This is a genomic window from Arenicella xantha (assembly GCF_003315245.1).
GTDB lineage: Bacteria > Pseudomonadota > Gammaproteobacteria > Arenicellales > Arenicellaceae > Arenicella > Arenicella xantha.
In genome coordinates, this window is sequence record NZ_QNRT01000002.1 from 49,634 (window position 1) to 69,887 (window position 20,254).

The window sequence follows — 20,254 nt, forward strand, 5'->3', positions numbered from 1 at the left end:
AGATAGCCCTACCGATGGCCAGCATGAGGGTCGAGATGCTCACGTGCTGCATTCGGTTCTCTTAAATAGCCGGCTTCTGGCCATGATACTTTTTCTGGCGATGTCGTATGGTTTGACGCACTATCTTGGTAAGGGTTTGTCACTGCCCCACCCTTTTGTAACCAGAGTCGTTGAGTGGTCGATTCACGATACAAAGCCAAGCCTAAGTCGGCATAGTGTTGCGGCGCGCCGTGCAATAGCCAGGGCTCTAGTGCACTCATCAGTCGCTGCAAATCTGCTGCTAACTCATTGCCATGTAGGTTGGTCTGGGCAGATAGAAGCGCGCTCTTACTGCGTTGCAAGATTACGGCAAGTTCAGTATCGATATAGCGCTCTATCAGTTCATCGGCTAACAAAATGGCCGGCTCAACAAATTTCGGATCAATCGAATCTTGCGCTACCAACGTCATATGAAAATACAGCGCCATGTCAACGAAATGATCTATTTTTGCTAAGCTACCGGCATCTGGTGTCAATGCTGATAATGGTTGTTTGGCTGCGTTGATTTGCTCATTGTCTGGCCGTGAGGTGTCTGAAGGTTTTGATGCTGAGAGCTTGCTAAGGCCTTCGCGTAGATTAACCTCACTGTCGAGCATAAATTGCCCGCTAGCTACAACTAGCTCGTCGGCTTTCAAGCCGCTTAATATCTCGGTTCGACCGTCAGCGGATATGCCTGTTGTTACAGCGCGAGTGCCAAATCGGCCTTGGCCTAAATCGATAATGACGTGCTCGCCTCGGCTATCACGCAGGATGGCCTCGCTAACAGTAGAGAGTCTCGCGCGCTTAGAGAAACTTAGTGATATATCCGCGTAGGCACCGGGCAGCAAGTCACCATTTGTATTATCTACTTCTATACGTACCCGTCCGGTTCGAGTGCTTGGGTCGATCGTTGGATAGATATAGTTCACCTTGCCATGCGCTGCGGCGTCGGGCGCGCTGGGGAAACGTAAACCAGCGGATATACCCAGATCGATAAGCGGTAAATCGGTCTCTGGAATGCTAGCAATAACCCAAACCTGCCGGTACGACTGTAGAGTTAGAATTGCCGTTCCTGGCTTAACGTAATCTCCATCTCTAATATTTAACTGCGCGACGATTCCGTCGGACTCGGCATACACCGGCACCTTGTCGATAACGCTCTTACGCGCCGCAAGCTCTTGTAATGCTTGCTCTTGCATGCCGGTTGACAATAACCTCTGTTTGACAGACATAATCCGCTGCGTATCGCCGGTCACTAACGCGTTAACGTAGTCTCTTTGCGCCGCAACTAGGTCGGGGCTATAAACTAAATACAAAAGGTCGCCATTATTCACGGCGTCTCCTGCGGCGCGAACCTTGAGGTTTTCGACCCACCCTTCTAGCCGTGACACACTGACGTTTTCTAGACGTTGATCTGCCTCAACAGTACCGAAGGCGCGTAGCGCTCGACCGAATTCAACAATCTGCACCGGCGCGGTCCGAACCCCAATAGTTTGGCGCATTGCGTTCGATACGGTAATCGTAGCGTTGGGCTCGCTGTGTATTTCGCTCGCACTATTTGGCGACACTGGAACTAAGTCCATGCCACAAATTGGACAGGTGCCATTAGGATCAGTTGAAATATAGTGCGGATGCATCGCACAGGTGTATTGCGCGGCTTGCGGCTCTGAACTTAGTTCTTTGCTGGTGTTATTAGGCGGCGATGAGCTACCGCAGCTGCTTATTAGTAAGGTCAATAACAGTATGCTTGTTAGATATTTTAGTGTCATGGTGTCACCAATAATGCGTTCATTTGGGCAGCGGCAATGTGGCTAAGGGCTTGCTGAGCGGCAATTTCGGCGCGGAGTTTCAAGATCACGATTTCGCCATCAATGATTGGCGCATAGTCTCCGGCGCCGGACTCATAAGTTGCGCGCTGCGCTGCTATCTCGTTGCGAATGGCGGTGGTTTTCAGCTCAAGAATTGCTTGTGCCTGCTTGGCTGCAATATAGCTTGCGCGCGACTGTGCGTATTGTGCCGACGCATGTCGTACTGCGTCATTGAGAGCTGATTGGGCAGCTGCTTTGCGTGCCTCAGCGGCTCTTAAGTCGGGCTCTTGTTTGGCCTTAGACCAAAATGGCACGGTGACCGTGACCATCATAGATACCCAATCATCACCCGAAAAATTCCGGCCGGCATCGCGTTGTTGGTAGGTGAACTGCGCGCCCCACTCCGGCTTCCACGCTGACTTTGCTTGATCGATACCTGTCTCACTAATTTTGACGGCGGTATCTGCAACTCGGCTAGCGAGAAAGTCCATTCGGTTACCTGACCAAACGGAGGGTTCAATAGTCGGTGGGCTGGTGTCGGGAATCATCCCAACTAGATACATTAGTCGCGAGTCAATCTGCGCGCCTTCCGCGCGTAGGTCAATTAAGCTGCGGGCGACGTCTGCGCGCTCGGCTTCAATCTCGGCCAAGCGAAATACTGATGAGCGGCCACCGCCAACCTCTGACTCGACCACTTTGATTAGCTGATCGTATTTAGCATCGCGTTGCTCGGCGAGTAGCGTTTGCTTGTTGATTCGGTCTTTCTGATGCAATAAAGCGATAAGCTCGGCGCGCATCGATACCAATAGTTGTTGACGTATTTCATCAGTTTGGTTCGCCTGAGCCCGCCCTCCTGCTGAACGTGCTTCTCTGCTCGCGCGACTCGGGAAGCGTTGTTGTAAGCCAATCGCTTTATTGGTTGGCAAAAACTCGTTGAATGAAGGGTCATATATCGGAAAGTTGTTGATGCCCACTGATAGCACAGGGTCTGGTAGCCCCATCACTGCATCTGACCGTTCTCTATGGGCTTGTGCTTGATAGCTCATTGATTGCAACTGCGGATGCGCTGACAGCAAGGCCTCGAGTTCTGAGAAACTCTGTGCTTTCAACAGTCCGCTGAATACTATGCAAGTTAGACTGATGGCGTAGAGAGCTAGCGCCCGTCTAGACGCACGGTCGCGTTTAAATACAGGCATAGCAGCGTTAATGATGTTTGATCTGATGTCGACAATGCACGCAAGACTGCGGCGCCCAATCGACAATATAATATGAGTGGTCATCGGACCCTCCTGACTAATTGTTATGAAAAACGAATTGGTGTCAGAAGTCTATTTTGGAGGTTGGTGCTCGACCGTAGATTGCCTAGTGGTTAGGCTTGCTATGTTGGAGTGAGGTGATGTGGTATGGAAGTCAGCGGCGGAGCCTACTTGCTCGCTAGCCAGCAGCGCATGAGCGATCGCAGAACAGACAATTTTACAGGTATCAGCCTTCGAGGACTTACTAGCTGTCTGGTGACAGGATTGCATGGCGTCGGCAAGCGGCTCTAGATTACTAGCGGCGTGGCTACCCGCTGCTAGCGTTTGTTGTTCATTACGGGTGTCTACCGAGTCGGAGTCTGTCGCGTTCAGTGCGATGTTCATAGAGCCACTTATGCTAGCCGTCATCATTGGCAAGGCATGTGCTGCAGCCATCATCGAGGTTGCTAAATAGCAAGCCATCGAAAGTGCCGCGAATATTTTAGACAAAGCGCTCATAGTCAAACAGCATACTACTTAGACTTGACCGTAGGTCAAACAATTTACGTCGAAATTGAGGTTTTCTCAGCCTTGGCGACTTTAGTTAGCGCTCCTTCTACATTGATTTGCTGACTTTCAGACATTCGATTCTCCGCTCCTAGCCGCATATAGGTAGCTAACGATATAGGAGCAGAGACCTAAGAGTACAAACCGATTATTACTCTGACGCTGGCGCGTCTGATGCGTTAGCGCCAGCTGGTAATGGGGGCTCGGCCAAATCACCACCGAGGGCAATATATAGCGCGATTGCGTTAGTTGTCTGTACACGCTTAGCTTGCAACAACGCTTGTTCAGCGGCAAACAAGTTACGCTCAGCGTCAAGCACTTCAAGGTATCTTACGACGCCTTCTTTGTAGCGTTTTTGTGCAAGCTCGGCGAGACGACGTTGCGCGATGATGCCGCGTTGTTGTGCGGCAATTTGATCGGCTAAGAATTGACGTGCAGCTAATGCGTCGGCTACTTCACGGAAAGCGGTCTGTATCGCCTTTTCATATTGAGCAACGGCGATTTTTTCTCGTGCTACGGCGCCTCGTACTGTGGCGCGTCGACGACCGTAGTCAAATATTGGCAAATCAATGCTGGGCCCAAATCTCCAAGCTCGCCCATCGCTGCCAACCAACGTATCTAACTCGGTCGATGCGTAACCGTAGCTGCCAGTTAAACTGATTGATGGAAAATAAGCCGCGCGAGCTACGCCGATATTAGCGCGTGCGGCGATCAATTGTTGTTCCGCAGCTTGGATATCAGGACGAGACTCAAGTAGTTCTGAAGGCAAACCCGCAGTCAGGCGCGCGGTGTCAACTTGTTTACCAAGCTCAACCACCGTGGTGCTATCTGTGGTTAACGCGCCATCGATAGACCCGCCTATCAGTACACTTAGTAGGTTTTTGCTTTGCGCTTGGTTAAGCCTGAGTGCGGCTAATTCAGCTTCGGCCTGCGTCAGCAGAGTCTCAGCTTGACGGAACTCGAGCTCTGATGTGACCCCGGCGCTTAAGCGTCGTGAAGCAATTCGAACTTGCTCTCCACGCGACTCAACCGTTTGTTCCGCAAGTGCGATACGCGCGGATGCTTCTAGGTTACTCAAATAGGCGGACGAGACTTCACGGATTAACGCTAAGCGAAACGCGCGAGCGGCTTCTTGACTGGCCAAGTAATTACTGCGCGCGGATTTAGTAGCATTGCGAACCCGACCCCAAAAGTCGAGCTCGAACGCCGTTACCGACAAGTCCAGCGTGTAAGCTTCGGAGATTCCAGCTGCTGTTCCTGCGCTTGCGACAGACGTTCTAGACCGCAGTGCGTCAGCGCCAGCGGATACATTTGGCAAGCGCGATGAACGTTGCAGCCCGTAGGCGGCCATTGCTTCTTCCATACGCAATACGGCAACCGTCATATCACGATTATTTTCAAACGCTTGATTAATCAGTTGTTTTAAACGCTCGTCAATGAAAAAAGTCTCCCATGCCGTAACCTCGGAACCAGTTTCCGACGTTTTTACGGTGCCGTAATCAGGATACGAGCTGGCAACCGGCAGGTCGGGTCTAATGTGTGGCGGCGCTAATTGACAAGCACTGAGTAATAGCACCAACGGTAATATCAAAGTGTTACGCATTGCGCACCTCCGGTTGGTCGGTTGAGTCTTCACTATTATGTCGGTCGCCAGCAAGCCAGCGACGGACAGCGAGGTAGCTCAACGGAATAAAGAAAATCCCAAGTATTGTGGCGGTGATCATACCGCCCATAACGCCGGTGCCCACGGCGATTCGACTCGCGGCGCCAGCACCACTAGAAAGCGCCAGCGGCACCATACCGAGTACAAACGCTAACGACGTCATGATGATTGGTCGAAGTCGAAGCCGCACAGCATTCATGGTGGCATCAAACAGCCCTTTGCCTTTTTCCTCTTCTTCAATCGCGAACTCGACGATTAATATCGCGTTTTTGGCTGCTAAACCAATAATCGTAATGAGTCCAACGTTAAAGTAGATATCGGCAGGTAGTCCGCGCATTAGTGAGAATAACACTGCGCCAAAGATACCGAGTGGAACGATCAGCAATACCGCAATAGGAATAGACCAGCTCTCGTAAAGCGCCGCTAATAGCAGAAAGACCACCAGTAATGAAAACGCCATCAAGCTGGCAACTTGCCCCGCGGATTGCTTTTCTTCATATGACAAACCCGTCCACTCAAAGCCGTAGCCTTCAGGTAACTGTTCTGCGAGACGCTCCATTTCATTCATTGCATCACCAGTTGAGTAGCCCGATGCCGGAATGCCCGAAATGGTGGTCGATGGATAGCCGTTATAGCGATTTACCTGTGGTGTGCCTGCGGTCCACTCAACCGTAGTGAATGCGCCAAATGGCACCATTTCACCGTTGGCACTACGTACATGCAAACTGAGTACGTCGTTTGGTGTCATTCGATATTGTGCGTCAGCCTGTACTAACACGCGCAAGATACGGCCCCCACGCGCGAAATCGTTGGCGTAAGCACCGCCCATGGAAATCGACAGAGTTGAGTTGATGTCGCTAATTGCTAGCCCTAGTGCGCGAGCCTTAGTGCGGTCAATATTGACACGCAGTTGTGGTGCATCGGCTTGCCCCTCGGGTCGAACTTGCGTAAGCAGCGGACTTTGTGCGGCGGCGCCAAGCAATTGGTTTCGAGCATTAACCAATGCGGCGTTACCATGCCCTGAACGGTCTTGCAAAACGAATGAGAAGCCACTTGCTACGCCCAATTCTCTTATCGGTGGCGGGTTTAAGGTGAAAATAACCGCACTTTTGACTTGTGATAGTGTTTGCATCGCCCTCCCCGCTAGAGACTGGGCGCTACTCTCAGCATCACCGCGCTCATCCCACGGCTTGAGTGAAACAAAAGCCATAGCATTCGATTGCCCGCGACCAAAAAAGCTGAATCCACGTACCATTGTCACCGTCTTGATTTCGGGCTGGTCTTGGTAAAACGCTTCTACTTGTTCAATCGCTTGATTGGTTCGTTCCAACGTGGCACCAGGCGGGGCTTGGATTACAGTAAACACGCTGCCCTGATCTTCAGTCGGTAAAAAGCTGGTTGGCAAGCTGCTGAATAACACCGCAGTGATCCCAACTAAACCTAAAAATAACAAGATAAAACGACGAGGCCTACGGAGAATGCCGCCTACCGAATTCTGGTAGCGGTCAGTGATGCGGTCGAACCCGTTGTTGAAGCGAGCAAAAAAGCCACTGGCTGGACTGCTGTCGTGATCTTCGTCGCGCGATTTATGCGGTTTCAGGATGGTCGCGCATAACGCTGGCGTTAAGGTGAAGGCAAGCAACGCCGAGAACGCTATGGAAACGGCTAAGGTCAGTGAGAACTGGCGATAGATACCACCTGTCGATCCCGGGAAAAACGCCATAGGTACAAACACCGCGATCAACACTAGAGTGATCCCGACTATCGCAGAGGTGATTTGTTGCATTGCCACCACGGTTGCATCGTAGGCTGATAACTTATCCTCTTCCATGACCCGCTCGACGTTTTCAACCACCACAATGGCATCGTCGACCAGAATTCCGATAGCCAGTACCATTGCAAAAAGGGTAAGTACATTAATCGAAAAGCCAAAGATCCATAAGCCAATACAGCCACCAGCAAGTGCAATCGGCACCACGATTGTTGGGATCAGCGTGGCACGCCAACTTTGTAGAAACAGAAACATCACTAGAACAATCAATAGCATAGCTTCGACTAGTGTTTTGACTACCTCTTCCACCGATATTTTAATGAATGGCGTGGTATCAAATGGCACGGTCCAACCAATATCTTCAGGAAACGATTGCTCAAGTTCAGCCATGCGCTCGCGTACCCCATTGGCAGCTGATAACGCGTTAGCGCCCGAGCTTAGTTGCACAGCCATACCTGCGGCCGCCTTGCCATTGACTTCTATATCAAAAGCATAGCTTTGAGCCCCTAATTGCACACGCGCGACATCACCGAGTCGTATTGACGAACCATCGGTATTAGAACGCAGAATGATCGAGGAAAATTCCTCAACGGTACTAAACCGACTTTGGGTCAGGATTGGTGCCGTGATTTCGTATCCGCTAGCCGTGGGGCGATCGCCCAAAAATCCACCTGGGGATTGGCTATTCTGTTCACGAATGGCAGCCAAAACCTCAGCGGCAGTCATTGAGTAAGACGATAATTTGTCTGGATTAAGCCAGATACGCATCGCATATTCTGAAGAAAATGAACTGATATCACCAACGCCTGGAACGCGGCGTAATTCATCAATTACACGGGTAGATGCAAAGTTGCCCAGTTCTAATGTTGTGGTTGCGCCAGTTTTGGAGGTTAGCGCAATAATCATCATAAAGCCGGATGACGCTTTGGTGACTTGAATGCCCTGTCGGCGTACTTCCTCGGGTAAGCGTTGCTCAACTGTACGAAGACGATTTTGTACATCCACTTGCGCTAAATCGATATCAGTGCCGGATTCAAACGTTACTGTGATGCTCGCACTGCCATTTGACTGGCTTTGCGACGACATATAAAGAAAGCCTTCAACACCGTTGAGTGCCTGCTCGATTACTTGTGTGACATTGGTCTCTAATACTGAGGCCTCGGCGCCTGGGTAGTTTACCGTGACTGATAATGACGGTGGCGCGATTGATGGGTATTGTTCAACCGGCAGCGCACGCAGCGCAGTGAAACCGGCCAATAAAATTGTGAGCGCAACGACCCATGCGAAGATGGGGCGATCAATGAAAAATTTGGGACTCATTACTGCTCGCCCTCAGCGGTGTTTGGGTTAACGGTATCGCCGCTGACGGTCTCTTCTGAGACGTCAGCCTGATCAGTCGATGAGTCAGCGTTTGGTGCTGGAGCGTCGTTTGTCTCCACTACCTCTGCAAGATTTTCACTATCAGTAACATCGGTGCTATTTAAGTCAGTGCTCGCTCCAACGTCTTGAGTGTCTGCTTCCGGGGCAGTGTTTTGTTCTGGCTCTGAACTCTCTGACGAGCTGCTGGCGTGATGATACGGTTGTGGACTCACCGTTTGACCTGGGCGCACTTTCTGGACACCTTCGACAATGACTCGTTCACCAGGCTTCAAGCCTTCAGTGACACGCCAGGCGCCTTGATATAATTCGCCCAGGGTAATCGCGCGAGTTTCGACGACATCCCCCTCGCCTACTATTAACAATGTTGCGCCTTGAGGGGTTAGCTGTACGGCACGTTGCGGGATTAGAATGGAGTCGGGTCGAACTCCCGCTAATATTCGAGCTTGTACAAACTGGCCTGGAACCAATATTTGATCTGAATTAGGGAATTCTGCTCGAACAGCCACGGTGCCAGTTGCTGGATCCACCGCAAAGTTAAAGAAATCGAGGTGCCCAGTTTGATTGTATTGACGCCCATCTTCTAAGATTAATTCAACGGTGATACGCTCTAATTCTGGTACCTCTAAGATGCCAAGGGCGATCTCGCGACGCGCTCTAAGCACATCTGAGCTAGATTGAGAAAAGTTCACATACACTGGGTCCAGCTGTTCAATCGTGGTCATTAGTGTTGCCGATGAGGCACTAACTAGAGCGCCTTCGGTCACTTGAGCTCTACCCGCGCGGCCTTGAATTGGCGCAGCTACAGTGGCGAAGCTAAGGTTCAGTTCGGCGCTTTCTTGCTGTGCTTTAAACTGAGCCACATCGGCTTCGGCGGTTCTCAAACGAGCCACAGCGGCATCGTATTCTTGCTCGCTAATTGCTTGATCGGCGACTAGTCCCTTAAAACGCGCAACGTCTTGCGCTGCGTTGGCTACGGTTGCTTCGGCACGCGCTAATGAAGCGTTAACTCCATTTAGCTTCGCGCGCAGTTCACGTGGGTCAATTTGAAACAATACCTGACCCTCTTTAACGTCAACGCCCTCGTTATATAAGCGTCGTTCAACGATTCCGGTAACTCTTGCACGTACTTCGGCAGTTCGGATCGCCTGAACTCGACCAGGGAACTGTATGACATTCGGGCTCGGCTTAGATTCAGCGACGATGATTTCAACCGGTATCGGCGGCATTTGAAGCGGGGTATCGTCGCCGCCACAAGCGGAAATAATCGTGCTGATTAATAATACCAAGGCAAACCTGCTGCTGCGTCTAAGCTTGCTGCTTGCCGTTGTCATCTTAGTATTGTTAAGAACGTATGTGTTTGCGGTATCGGTGATAGCCGGTTCGCGTGTTAATGTCATTGTGGTGATCCTGTGCTTAGTAAGCTTTTCAGTATGCAGCCATGCATCTGTTAAGGGATGCATGGCTTGGTAAAAATTGGTGGAGCAAAGGCGTTAGTATTTTATTCCTGCGGTCAACCAAGGGCTGGTATGGCATATGGTCGGTAACGATGTGCTTCAGTCGTGGTCGCTGGTGTAGGACGCAATATGGTTAAGTAAACCAGCGGCCGATATCCAACTAGAGTATTTCTTTAAGTTCTTTGATCAATAACTCCGAGTTGCTTTGAGCGGTTTCATAAAACGTTTTGTGGTTCTTTAGGCGCTTCCATGCAAACGAATCTTCAGGAGCCTTGTTAAGTGTTTTGTCGAGCGCACGTAAATAATTACGCGTGCGCCCAGCAAAACCCTCTATAAGACTTGAGTATGGGTTGTCCGGCAATCTAAAGTAGTCTTGCCGCTCGCCCATTAATGACACTCGTCTGGCGATTCCTAAACTTTCTAACAACCGAGTATTAGTACTAACACTGCCTCGGCTAACTTGGAGCGTTTCGGCAATAGATGAAAAACTTAATAAATCATCGCTTATGATTAACAGACCAAATATTCGGCCCGCAATCTTAGGTAGTCCATCAGCCTGCATTGCAAGGCCGGTGTATTCAATAAACTCTACTTCAAATTCATCTAGTTGTTTCATCTTATCTCCCCTACGAAAAGGTCACTTATATTTATTTGGTGTGACATCCGTATTAATTCTCAATAGTTAAAAAGTTAGGTAAATCACGCCGGTTGTTTAGAACTCTAGTTTTACGCCAGCAGACGCAATATCGACACTAAGATCGCTGATGTCGGTATCTACAACAGAATACTCGGCAAACAAGTTTAGGGTTCCAAGGTCCCATTCAGCACCAAAAGCAGCGAACGGTTCAGTTGCTTCGTCGTCAAATCTAAGTCGCTGACCAGCAATGAATGAGTCGGCATTTGCATTGACTCTAAACGCACCAGCTTTAACGTAAAGGTCAAGCTGATCAACCACGCTCAAGTTCAGTACTAGCGCAGCTGAATAGCCATCGGCGTCAAGCTCGATCGCATTATTCGGGCCGTCGCCTGGAGCACTAAACTCGCCTAGATCTAAGTAAGCAACTTCCACGCCGATCAGATCAGTGAACATATAACCGGCACGTAGGCCGAATGCGTTGTCACTGTCATCGAAATCGATATCACGTATGTCCTCAAAATTAGCACTAGCGCGATTAACGCTGGCTGCAATATAAGGTCCGGTGTCGTCAGCCATTGAGACTGTAGGAGCGATCAAACCAGCGCTTAGACTCGCGATGGTGAGTAATTGTCTAATAGTCATGTAAGTCACCTATATGAATGTAATTTGTGAATTTTTCGTTCAGTACTAATTGAACAGTTTGAATAATGGGGGCGACAGTTGAATAAGTCAATCACTTTGTTTAGTTTATACTGAACTTACTAATCATCTTTGGAATGACGGTTGAAAACAGAATAATCTACGTATTTAACGTAGCGTGTTGAGCTTACAAAGCGTTGGATGGTGCAATGACAGCTTGTGTGCATTATCGATGTGGCTGGCTTGGGGGCTTGAGTTGCTTATCGCAAATTCCAGTCCATAACCAGCTTGTTACGAAAGGCCAAGCTTGTAAGGATTTCGCATCATGTATACCCACGCTATTAGGCCGACCTCATTGATGCCAATGCTTAGTACTGTGTTACGTCGATTATCTCCGGACACCAGCAATGCGGGTTGCCCATTAACATTTGCTAGTTCTATGGTGCTGTTGCTTGAATATTTGCGCAAAATCGAGAGCAACACACCGGCAACTTCTGGCGCGCCACTGAGAGGTCGTAGAGCTGCGCGAACGTATCCTCCACCATCGGACACCGACACGACATCTGGCGCTAGTAGCGACAATACTTCGGCATAATCCATCGACGCACAAGCTTGCGTGAACTTACTAAGCAATGCGCGCGTTTCGTCTTGTGTTATGTTGAACTTCAGCTTCGTCTCGGCAACTCTTTGTGTGGCTCGACTAACAATTTTACGACAGTTCGCTTCAGTTTTGCCTAATAGTTCAGATAACTCTGCATAGTCGCTGTCAAACGCTTTACGCAAGATAAAAGCGCTACGCTCTTCAGCCGTTAAGCGCTCCATCGCCCACATTAATGCCAATTCACAGTCCTTAGCCAATGCGAAAGCAGCATCTGGGCCAGTTTGTACATCATCGATCAATGGTTCGGGCAGCCACGGCCCTACATACACTTCGCGCTTTTTTCTAGCTGATCGCAGTGCGTCGATCGCAAGCCGGCTGGTGACGGTTCGTAACCAAGCCGGCGGCGACTCGATAACCGTTTTGTCTGCCCTATTCCAAAGTTCCCATGTATCTTGCACTAAATCTTGCGCAGCAGCTCGTTCGCCCAACATTTGATAGGCAATAGCCATTAATGCTGGCCTCTCTAACTCAAAGCGTTCAGCGTGATCCTGCATTAGGATTGTGGCGGCTCGATCACCGCTTGGTACTCACCAATCATCAGTTTTTGACATGCTTTTGCTGATCCCAATGCGCGTTTCAGTAAAGGGTAAACCGGATAGCTAACCGTTGCAAAGCTTGCGGCTAACAGCGTTTTGTCGCCATATTTTTCAACGATTTCGTTCCGCAATAAGTCAAGATTATCTAAGTTATGAAGCGTTGCATGAGCAAAGCGAAAGCCGAGCCCAGTCGTACCTGCCGTCGGCCAATCGTTATTGATACATGCCGTGAGTTGCTTGGCGTCTACGCCTGCCTCTAATAAACGATCGATTACTAATTGTGCACAGGGGCCACAGTCTCCATACAAAGTGGCGGCCAACGCAGCCCCGCCCCATATGGGCTTATTGGTTCCAGAATAATTTGTCATGCCCGATAGCATCATCAATCGGGTTGTTGCACTTGCAGAAATGGCGTTAATGTCATGCATGTAGCTAGCATCGTAGTCGTAATGAGATTCGAATTTTCTAATCATTTTGCTCAGTATTGATTTAAGCATTGCGCACCTCATTAAATCGAATTGCCAACAACATCACAAGTAAGCCTGGAATAATAACCGCTAGAAAATCTGACACGCTAACACGGTCCACGACGAAGTCTCGTCTGACCCATATCGTTATATGAAATAGCGCATGTAACAATGGCCATAATGCGCCTATCACCACCGCGAGTTTATTGTGTTGAATCGTGCCCAATTGAAGCGCGATGCCGCTGGCCAGAAATGCAAATGACACGTCACGGATAAAATGACTGTTGTACGGGCCCATCATCGACACGCCAGGTGTTACCGCATAAAAATGCGCCGGTGCAAATAACAAGTAGATTCCTAGCAATGTGTAATAGATCCCTAAGCCAAAAAGTAGTTTATTCATCATAGATAAGTAAGTAGTTTGTGTATTGCTATGACGAAATAGCGCAGTAATTTGTGACTCAATTATCGAAAATAGTGTTTTACTTGGTTGGGCATTTAACTAATTGCAGCTGATTGCATTGCAAAGTATTGTGTAGTGATGAAAGCGTGTAACTCCTGTGGAAAATGTTGTATCAAATACAGTAATGGTGGCTTGTCGGCTTCTGACCAAGACCTTGAGCTGTGGGAGACCTTACGACCAGAGATATTTCGCTATGTACGTAATGGTAATATCTGGATGGATCCGCTAACGGGCGAGCAAATAGAGCTGTGCCCTTGGTTGCGTCGCGAGCCCGAACAGATCCAGTTTAGCTGTGCCATCTACTTTGATCGACCTGAGGATTGCCGAGTTTATCCGGCCACGGTTAGCGATATGATCAAAGATGAGTGTGAGATGTTAGAACCGCACGACCTAAGCGATTTGCCACGAGCAACAAGAACTCTTAAAGCGAATTTCACTGACTATTAGCCGCACACTCACATTGGTTATAAAAGTTAGACGCTGAGCTAGCTCCGGGTTTAGGCGACGCTCAACCTCATATGGTTCGCGTCGCCATCTGCAGGCCGTTGCTAGGTTAATTTGATTCGAGCGATATGCTCATCGACAACCCGCTCCAGCACGGTCATTGGCACGGCGCCGCCAAGCACTACAGCATCGTTAAATTGTCGGTAGTCAAATTGTTTACCGAGAACGCGTTCTGCTTTTGATCGTAACTGGTTGATAGCCGTATGGCCGACTTTATATCCGCAGGCCTGACCCGGCCATGCACAATAACGATCGACTTCGCCACGAACTTCCTCTGGATTCGAACCATTATTGGTAACAAACCATGTATTGGCTTCCTCACGAGTCCAGCGTTTAGCGTGTAAGCCAGTATCAACCACCAAACGGCATGCTCGGAACGCGAGTGACTGCAGATACCCTAGACGACCGACTGGCGATTCACTGTAAACTCCAAGCTCATCGGCGATTTGCTCGGCGTACAATGCCCAGCCTTCCGAATATGCATTGAACGCCAACAGAGATCGGATTAATGGTTGTTTGAAGGTGTATTCGCCCTGCCAAACGTGACCCGGAATTGCTTCGTGATAGGTCAGGTCTTTGAGGGTATATTTATTGTGTAGGTCAGTGGTACGCAAATTGATCCAAAAGTGGCCCGGTTGCTTACCATCAATAGAACCGGCACCACCATAAGCGCCAGGCGCGCCGGCTTCGACTTCCGGTGCGATCCGTGTCACTTCTAGAAACCCTGGTACCTGCGTAGCAAACGCTTGCGGCATAAGGCCGCGAATCTCAGTTAATGTTTCATCGATGAAAGCCATTATCTCGGCGCGGCCTTTATCACCTGGTGAGAAGTGATACAGAGGGTCTTTAGCCAGCGCGGTCATGCGCTCTCCAACCGAACCCTGCGTGTAACCAATCGAGCGTAATATCGGATCCATGCGAGCGTGCAAACTAGCCAGCTCATCCAGCCCCATTTGATGCACTTCGTCAGGGCTCATGGTGGTGGTTGTACCGGCCTGTAATGCCCAAGCATAATACTGATCACCGTCTGGTTTAGCCCATACACCGGCATCACTATTGGCTTGCGGTGCGACGGCTTCTAGAGCGGCTATTTGCCGGTCAATTGCAGGGCCAATAGTTTTTGTGGCCAGCGATTTAGCCGTTGCGGCAAAGTTACCGTCCAACGTCGATGTGCGAGTTTCAAGTGAGGTGACAATGCCCCACTGCTCGGCTGAACGGCTGCGAGCGCCGCGTAATTGACCAAGCGTTTTTTCCATCAAAAAATCTGGCAATATCACGCCCTTCTCTGCGTCAATTCGAATGCGCTCACTTTCTCCGTCGAGCTGCTCAGCATAAGCCTCCATCCTTGCCAAGTAGGCTTGCGCGTCTTGTGTGGTTTTAATGCTATGACTTGCGTCCAAAAAGCTAGGTATCTCAATAAACGCTCCAGTGTTTTGAGCCACCGCATAGGGGCTATTTCGATACGACCAATTGTAGTTGAGCAAGGCCATGTCACCGTACGGTAGATCGAAGCCTTTAGCACTCATATCGAATACCGTGCGTATTACATCGATATTTAGCGTCTCGTCAGCGGTCAGCTCGTTAGTATCCACCGAGTTTAACTTTGCCAGCATCGCTTTTACACCGGCCTTAATTGCCGCTTGACCATCAGGTGATCGATCGGTTAACGCAAATTTATGCTGAGCGTACTGGCCAGTATCGATGCCAGCACTTGAGGCACTTTCAGGATAAGATTTGAGCATCAAGTCAGTTGCTTCAGCTAACAAATCATTAATGCTGGGCTTCTTTGCAGGGATTGGTTTTGTCGCTTTTGACGTTGCGCAGCCTGACGCTGCTAAGGTAGATGCTACAGCAACGGCTGATGTCTTTAAAAGTGAGCGGCGCGATAATTTCATGTACGAAACCTAAGAGCATATTGAGGCTTGCAACGGTAACCGAATGAGATGCTTCTAGCAAGCCAATGACCTGCGAGACCAGTTGCCCGCTTCTAACCTAGCCCGACTATCCAGTGTGATAAGTAGCTGAGGGCAACTATGGACTCAGCGCAACAACATGCGATGCAAAGCCGTTACCGGCTTCGGCATACACATTGAATACAGTGGTGGCTCCGGCCTGTTTGAGTGCCTCAGCTTCATCGTCAAATTTTGCAGTAACGGCAATTTTCCCCGAAAACGAAGCTTCTTTAAGCTGTTCAAGTACCGCTAAATTGCTCGAAAATTTAGGCAAAGCTAGCATCACCGTTTTTAGTGTGTGGGTACTTTGAACTCGGTCCCAAAAGTCGGAGTCACTTGGGTCACCAAGTAATACACGACGACCCGCAGCCTGTTGATTTTTTACCGTCACCGAATCTATATCAATACCGACTAGGGTCTCGCCATGTTGGTCGCGCATGCGGTCATATGCTCCGGTGCCGATACCGCCCATACCAATTATCACAATCGTAGCGCCGTCGATATTGAATAGACTGTCGTCGGCTAGCCGTTTTGGTCGTTGCATGCGTCGCCAGGTTGGTTGGTAGCGCGCATAAATATGATGTGCATTCTTGTTTAAGCCTGCCGCAATAACAAACGATACGGCCAGCGTAATGGCCATGACAATTAGCCATCCGTCTGCAATCCAGCCATTGCTAACCCCAATAGCGGCGACAATGAGTCCAAACTCGCTGAAATTTGTTAGATTTAACGAGGTTAGTAATGAGGTTCGTGCGCGCAACCTAAAACCAGCGAGCAGTGCAAAAAATAAGGCCGACTTTATTAGCACAAATGGAGCAATCAAAGCGCCAATTAATACCGTTTCAATGGTCAATTGCCCAGACATGCCGATCGATAAAAAGAAGCCTAGCAAAAACAAGTTTTTGAACTCCAACATGGTTTTAGCTAGCTCTCCGGCTTTAGGGTGGCTGGCAATTAGGACACCTAACAGTAATGCGCCCAAATCGCCCTTCAGACTCACTAGTTCGAATAACTCTGCACCACCTAGCGCTAAGGTGAAGCCAAACAATACCAGCAACTCGCCGTGCCCTACTCGCTTTAAAACGTAAAACAAAACGAAGCGCAATGGGATAAGCAAAACAAGGAAAAATGCCCATGCCGACGGCCATTTCCCGGTAGAAACAGCCAGAAATAACACCGCGATAATGTCTTGCATGATTAAGATGCCAACTGCGATCCGCCCATGCAGCGACGCCATTTCGCCCTTCTCTTCCAACACTTTTACCGCAAATACAGTGCTTGAGAAACTCAAAGCAAATGCAATAAGAAATGCCCCTTTAAAGTCTAAGTTAGAAACATACGGTATGCCTATCAGTGCTAAGCCATAAATCACAAAGCCAAACAATGCAACAACGACGGTCGTATGCAGGCCCGCCACTGCCCATACTTGAGGCCTAGCAAGCGTCCGCAGATTCAGCTTAAGACCAACCGTAAAAAGCAGTAATGTGATGCCGATATTTGCGAGTTTTTCTAAGGTATCGCCGGCAGCGATGCCTTGTGAGTTAAGCAAAAACCCAGTCGCAAGAAACCCAACCAGTGGCGGAAGCCCAACACTTCTAGCAATAAACCCGAATACGAAAGCCAGTGAAATCCAAGCCACGTCGCCAAGCGCTAAGGCAATTAAGTCAAAATTCATTGGCGTTAACTATGCAGCATAAAAATCGGGATATTGGCATGCTTAAGCATGTAATCGGTCACGCCCCCGAAGATGCTTTGTCGCAGGCGGCTATGGCTATAAGCGCCCATTACTAAGAGGTCGGAATTAATGTTTTGGTACGCTTGAAGAATCGCTTTGGCATCGTCGGTGCCGCTTGCTTTGATGCGCTTGGCCTTGACGCCCCATGCGTCGAGATAACTCGCGAGTTGGGTTGATTTAGGTCCAATACCTGCTTCGGAACCGCAAGTGATGATATTAACTTGATCCGCTTTAAGCAGTAACGGCATGGCGGCTGAAACTGCTTGCGCCGCTTCAGCACTTTGATTCCACGCAATGCTGATACATTTACCGGGCGAGGTTTTAAACGATTGTGGTAGCACGAGCACCGGCCGCGCAGTATTAAGCAGGCTGGCTTGCATGAATGTCTGAGCCAATTTACTACTTTTGTTTTTCGGCCTTGAAACGATGATTAAATCAGCGAGCGGCCCTATGTTCGCTAATACCTTGTCCGGTGACCCGACCTTCTCGGCCCAGACCGCACCAGCTTGTAGCTTCGGCTTTTTAATTACTGAGTAGTGTTGACTCTCGGCAATGTTAGCAAATAGTGTATGTGCTGCAACGCTGGCTGTACTATCCTGTGCTTTTGTATCAATCGAACTCGCGGATTGCGAGTCCGCAGATACACTGAGGTCTGAGTCGCTGTGAGCTCGTATGTGGCAACCGTAAACATTAGCGTCCAATTTTCCGGCTATATCGAATGCTACTTTCAAGGCACGCATACACTCAGGTCTGTCGGCGACGGGAACAAGTATTACTCGCATTCTAATTTCTCAAGTTGTTTCAAATAATATTCGACGTAACACCGTTTCATCATAGTGGCATTCAGTCAGGTATACCTACAATCTTAGCCGAGACCTCCTACAAATTAAAATTCCGTTTGTGTCTGCCGTTCAATGACCAAGTGATATGGTCAATGGATATGCAAAATTCAATCGAATAACGGTAGTTAGCGACTTCTTTGATTGAATTTAAGCACAGACGAGTTAGCTAATTTTGACCTAAATCAAATTACTGGTCATTTAACATTTACTGAAGTCGATTGGCCTAAGATGGCGTAAAATCTAGCTGCAACACGAGGTGACCTTAAGTCAGTTAAGGCAACGGAATTCCTCTATTTGCGGCTCAAGTGACGTATCTCGACTTTTTCAACTAGAGTGATTTTCTGAACACAGGATAATAACTAGCAGTTTCATTGGCGAATGAGCAGGCTCACAAAAGTGTTTGTGGTTCAGAGCTGAATGCTGAAATCAATACGCTTTTTTACGCTAGCTGCGTCTTGCTCGCTTAGCTCGACGCTGGCCGCAATTATGTTAGTAAAATGTTTATCGTCCCATGTATTGTCGCCGCTTGAACAGTAAACATAAAGCTCTGGCGCGTCTTCAACGGCAATGTGATCGGCAATGTAAAGCGTCTCGATCAATTTTGAGTCCTCGCCTTTGCGTTGTATGGCGTAAGCTCCGTCAGTCGGTAGTACACTTTTACGACACAATAAACTGCCTTCCCATAGCCGTACATTCGAACAATATACTTTATCATTGTTGCGATGGTGAATTAGCCAACGGGGTAACACTGACGCGGGTTTATTCTGACGATAGATGACCTGCAGTTGCTTGGTAATGCGTTCTGGATGATACCAATCGTCATCGTCCCATTGGCAAATAAATTCACCGTGAGCGAGACCAATCGACAAATTTCGTAGCGCTCCTAAGCTGAGTTTTGGTTCGACCGGCACCACATGTAAGCGAATATTTGCAGCATTTAGTTGATCTATATATTGGATTGTTGCTGTGTCGTCGGACTCGCAGACGATCAATAATTCGGTGTGCAAATAGCTCTGTGCTTGGAAGCAAGCTATCGCACGCTGCAAAGAGTTGACTCGGTTTCTGGTAACGCATAAACATGAGACCAGTGGTGAATCTTGACTAAGCGTCGATGAGGCCAGTTTCGCCGTTACATATTTCGCCTCAGAAGCATTCGTTGCTGAATCAGCTTGGGCGACTTGCTGATAGAACGACTGTGGTCGTTCATAGTACAGCGTTAATAAGCCGAGGTTTCGAATGTAATCATGTGACTCTTCAAGGCGCGGTGCGCTTGGTGGATGCCAGAGATGATAGGCCTGATGATCTAAACTAATCATATTTGAGGCAAAGTGAGCGACCCGCTTTGAGATGGCGTCGTCTTCGCCGCCCCAACCTTCAAAACGTTCATCCATACCTCCGCAGACCTCAAAAAGTGCACGCGTCACGGCAAAGACACCTCCACAAAACGGTGGATTCTGCCCGATTGATTTGCGATTTAGAAGTGCATCACTTCGCTCTATATGAACCGCGCTTGCATTGCTCAGTAGTTGTTGCGTTTCGTGTTCATCTAAATCTATCAGTGCGGTGTAAGGATTAATTGCATCGACATCACCGGCCATAAGCTGCGACATTTCTTGTAATGCTAATGCATCGATTAGCATATCTGAATCAGCTAATATCAAGCGCTCACAGTTAGCGTGTTTCGCCGCGATATTTAGCCCCCACGATTTGTTGAACGAACCTGCATTTTCGACAAAAATATAGCGTAAATTAGTTTGATCACCGACCTCAAAATGTGGGGACACATCCTGTTCTACCAAGATAATCTCTAAGCTTGAGTCGCGTGCCAGTTGGTTTAGCAAGTAGCGCAAGTTGTTACGTCGACTGGCGTCAGATTCGCGGTAAGTTATGAGGTAAGAGAAACGGTGCATGATTTTATTCGG

General features: G+C 48.9%; 17 protein-coding genes. 2 read left to right on the forward strand and 15 right to left on the reverse strand.

The annotated features are described in order from the left end of the window. Positions 1-8: 8 nt before the first annotated feature. The 11 genes from DFR28_RS06175 to DFR28_RS06225 form a co-directional block, all read right to left on the reverse strand. Positions 9-1,787: an efflux RND transporter periplasmic adaptor subunit gene (locus DFR28_RS06175; RefSeq protein ID WP_113953478.1), complete on the reverse strand. Its 1,779-nt coding sequence runs from the start codon at positions 1,785-1,787 to the stop codon at positions 9-11. After that, positions 1,784-3,106 (reverse strand): TolC family protein, encoded by a 1,323-nt coding sequence (locus DFR28_RS06180; RefSeq protein ID WP_211316897.1) that lies wholly within the window; start codon positions 3,104-3,106, stop codon positions 1,784-1,786. Before DFR28_RS06180 ends, DFR28_RS06175 begins: the two co-directional genes overlap by 4 nt. 48 nt (positions 3,107-3,154) lie before the next feature. After that, complete coding sequence (locus DFR28_RS06185) at positions 3,155-3,580, reverse strand: hypothetical protein (protein ID WP_113953479.1); 426 nt, start codon at positions 3,578-3,580, stop codon at positions 3,155-3,157. A gap of 199 nt (positions 3,581-3,779) precedes the next feature. Then, complete coding sequence (locus DFR28_RS06190; RefSeq protein WP_113953480.1) at positions 3,780-5,231, reverse strand: efflux transporter outer membrane subunit; 1,452 nt, start codon at positions 5,229-5,231, stop codon at positions 3,780-3,782. Next, positions 5,224-8,382 carry an efflux RND transporter permease subunit gene (locus DFR28_RS06195; RefSeq protein ID WP_113953481.1) on the reverse strand — a complete coding sequence of 1,053 codons (3,159 nt, stop codon included), beginning with the start codon at positions 8,380-8,382 and terminating at the stop codon, positions 5,224-5,226. The genes DFR28_RS06190 and DFR28_RS06195 overlap by 8 nt, the downstream gene beginning before the upstream one ends. Further along, positions 8,382-9,839, reverse strand: a complete 1,458-nt coding sequence (locus tag DFR28_RS06200; protein ID WP_211316899.1) for an efflux RND transporter periplasmic adaptor subunit — start codon at positions 9,837-9,839, stop codon at positions 8,382-8,384. Before DFR28_RS06200 ends, DFR28_RS06195 begins: the two co-directional genes overlap by 1 nt. Positions 9,840-10,056: 217 nt before the next feature. Further along, positions 10,057-10,512, reverse strand: a complete 456-nt coding sequence (locus DFR28_RS06205) for a GbsR/MarR family transcriptional regulator (protein WP_113953482.1) — start codon at positions 10,510-10,512, stop codon at positions 10,057-10,059. 96 nt (positions 10,513-10,608) lie between these two features. Beyond that, positions 10,609-11,175: a porin family protein gene (locus DFR28_RS06210; RefSeq protein WP_113953483.1), complete on the reverse strand. Its 567-nt coding sequence runs from the start codon at positions 11,173-11,175 to the stop codon at positions 10,609-10,611. A gap of 288 nt (positions 11,176-11,463) precedes the next feature. Continuing rightward, positions 11,464-12,327, reverse strand: coding sequence for an RNA polymerase sigma factor SigJ (gene sigJ / locus DFR28_RS06215; RefSeq protein ID WP_113953484.1), 864 nt, complete (start codon positions 12,325-12,327; stop codon positions 11,464-11,466). Continuing rightward, complete coding sequence (locus DFR28_RS06220; protein ID WP_211316901.1) at positions 12,327-12,866, reverse strand: hypothetical protein; 540 nt, start codon at positions 12,864-12,866, stop codon at positions 12,327-12,329. Before DFR28_RS06220 ends, sigJ begins: the two co-directional genes overlap by 1 nt. Beyond that, complete coding sequence (locus tag DFR28_RS06225) at positions 12,859-13,239, reverse strand: hypothetical protein (RefSeq protein WP_147250938.1); 381 nt, start codon at positions 13,237-13,239, stop codon at positions 12,859-12,861. The genes DFR28_RS06220 and DFR28_RS06225 overlap by 8 nt, the downstream gene beginning before the upstream one ends. 138 nt (positions 13,240-13,377) lie before the next feature. On the opposite strand from DFR28_RS06225, the gene DFR28_RS06230 reads away from it, so the two are divergent. Continuing rightward, positions 13,378-13,746, forward strand: coding sequence for a YkgJ family cysteine cluster protein (locus tag DFR28_RS06230; protein WP_113953487.1), 369 nt, complete (start codon positions 13,378-13,380; stop codon positions 13,744-13,746). A 101-nt stretch (positions 13,747-13,847) separates the two neighbouring features. Here the strand turns inward: DFR28_RS06230 and DFR28_RS06235 are convergent, their stop codons facing one another. After that, entirely contained in the window at positions 13,848-15,545 is a 1,698-nt protein-coding gene (locus tag DFR28_RS06235) for a DUF885 domain-containing protein (RefSeq protein WP_211316903.1), read from the reverse strand. On the opposite strand from DFR28_RS06235, the gene DFR28_RS19815 reads away from it, so the two are divergent. Further along, positions 15,538-15,711 (forward strand): hypothetical protein, encoded by a 174-nt coding sequence (locus DFR28_RS19815; protein ID WP_211316904.1) that lies wholly within the window; start codon positions 15,538-15,540, stop codon positions 15,709-15,711. The genes DFR28_RS06235 and DFR28_RS19815 overlap by 8 nt on opposite strands. A gap of 123 nt (positions 15,712-15,834) precedes the next feature. Here the strand turns inward: DFR28_RS19815 and DFR28_RS06240 are convergent, their stop codons facing one another. The 3 genes from DFR28_RS06240 to DFR28_RS06250 form a co-directional block, all read right to left on the reverse strand. Then, a complete protein-coding gene (locus DFR28_RS06240; protein WP_113953489.1) occupies positions 15,835-17,430 on the reverse strand; it encodes a cation:proton antiporter domain-containing protein in 1,596 nt (531 codons plus the stop codon). A gap of 5 nt (positions 17,431-17,435) precedes the next feature. Next, a complete protein-coding gene (locus DFR28_RS06245; protein WP_113953490.1) occupies positions 17,436-18,272 on the reverse strand; it encodes a universal stress protein in 837 nt (278 codons plus the stop codon). A 467-nt stretch (positions 18,273-18,739) separates the two neighbouring features. Further along, positions 18,740-20,242, reverse strand: coding sequence for a glycosyltransferase (locus DFR28_RS06250; protein ID WP_113953491.1), 1,503 nt, complete (start codon positions 20,240-20,242; stop codon positions 18,740-18,742). Between the last annotated feature and the right edge of the window lie 12 nt (positions 20,243-20,254).

Coding starts and splice junctions, on each gene's coding strand:
- DFR28_RS06210 (WP_113953483.1), bottom strand. CDS start 11,175: ATGACTATTAGACAATTACTCACCATCGCGAGTCTAAGCGCTGGTTTG.
- DFR28_RS06200 (WP_211316899.1), bottom strand. CDS start 9,839: ATGACATTAACACGCGAACCGGCTATCACCGATACCGCAAACACATAC.
- DFR28_RS06175 (WP_113953478.1), bottom strand. CDS start 1,787: ATGACACTAAAATATCTAACAAGCATACTGTTATTGACCTTACTAATA.
- DFR28_RS06230 (WP_113953487.1), top strand. CDS start 13,378: ATGAAAGCGTGTAACTCCTGTGGAAAATGTTGTATCAAATACAGTAAT.
- DFR28_RS06195 (WP_113953481.1), bottom strand. CDS start 8,382: ATGAGTCCCAAATTTTTCATTGATCGCCCCATCTTCGCATGGGTCGTT.
- DFR28_RS06180 (WP_211316897.1), bottom strand. CDS start 3,106: ATGACCACTCATATTATATTGTCGATTGGGCGCCGCAGTCTTGCGTGC.
- DFR28_RS06235 (WP_211316903.1), bottom strand. CDS start 15,545: ATGCTCAAATCTTATCCTGAAAGTGCCTCAAGTGCTGGCATCGATACT.
- DFR28_RS06220 (WP_211316901.1), bottom strand. CDS start 12,866: ATGCTTAAATCAATACTGAGCAAAATGATTAGAAAATTCGAATCTCAT.
- sigJ (WP_113953484.1), bottom strand. CDS start 12,327: ATGCAGGATCACGCTGAACGCTTTGAGTTAGAGAGGCCAGCATTAATG.
- DFR28_RS06205 (WP_113953482.1), bottom strand. CDS start 10,512: ATGAAACAACTAGATGAATTTGAAGTAGAGTTTATTGAATACACCGGC.
- DFR28_RS06240 (WP_113953489.1), bottom strand. CDS start 17,430: ATGAATTTTGACTTAATTGCCTTAGCGCTTGGCGACGTGGCTTGGATT.
- DFR28_RS06225 (WP_147250938.1), bottom strand. CDS start 13,239: ATGAATAAACTACTTTTTGGCTTAGGGATCTATTACACATTGCTAGGA.
- DFR28_RS06190 (WP_113953480.1), bottom strand. CDS start 5,231: ATGCGTAACACTTTGATATTACCGTTGGTGCTATTACTCAGTGCTTGT.
- DFR28_RS06245 (WP_113953490.1), bottom strand. CDS start 18,272: ATGCGAGTAATACTTGTTCCCGTCGCCGACAGACCTGAGTGTATGCGT.
- DFR28_RS06185 (WP_113953479.1), bottom strand. CDS start 3,580: ATGAGCGCTTTGTCTAAAATATTCGCGGCACTTTCGATGGCTTGCTAT.
- DFR28_RS06250 (WP_113953491.1), bottom strand. CDS start 20,242: ATGCACCGTTTCTCTTACCTCATAACTTACCGCGAATCTGACGCCAGT.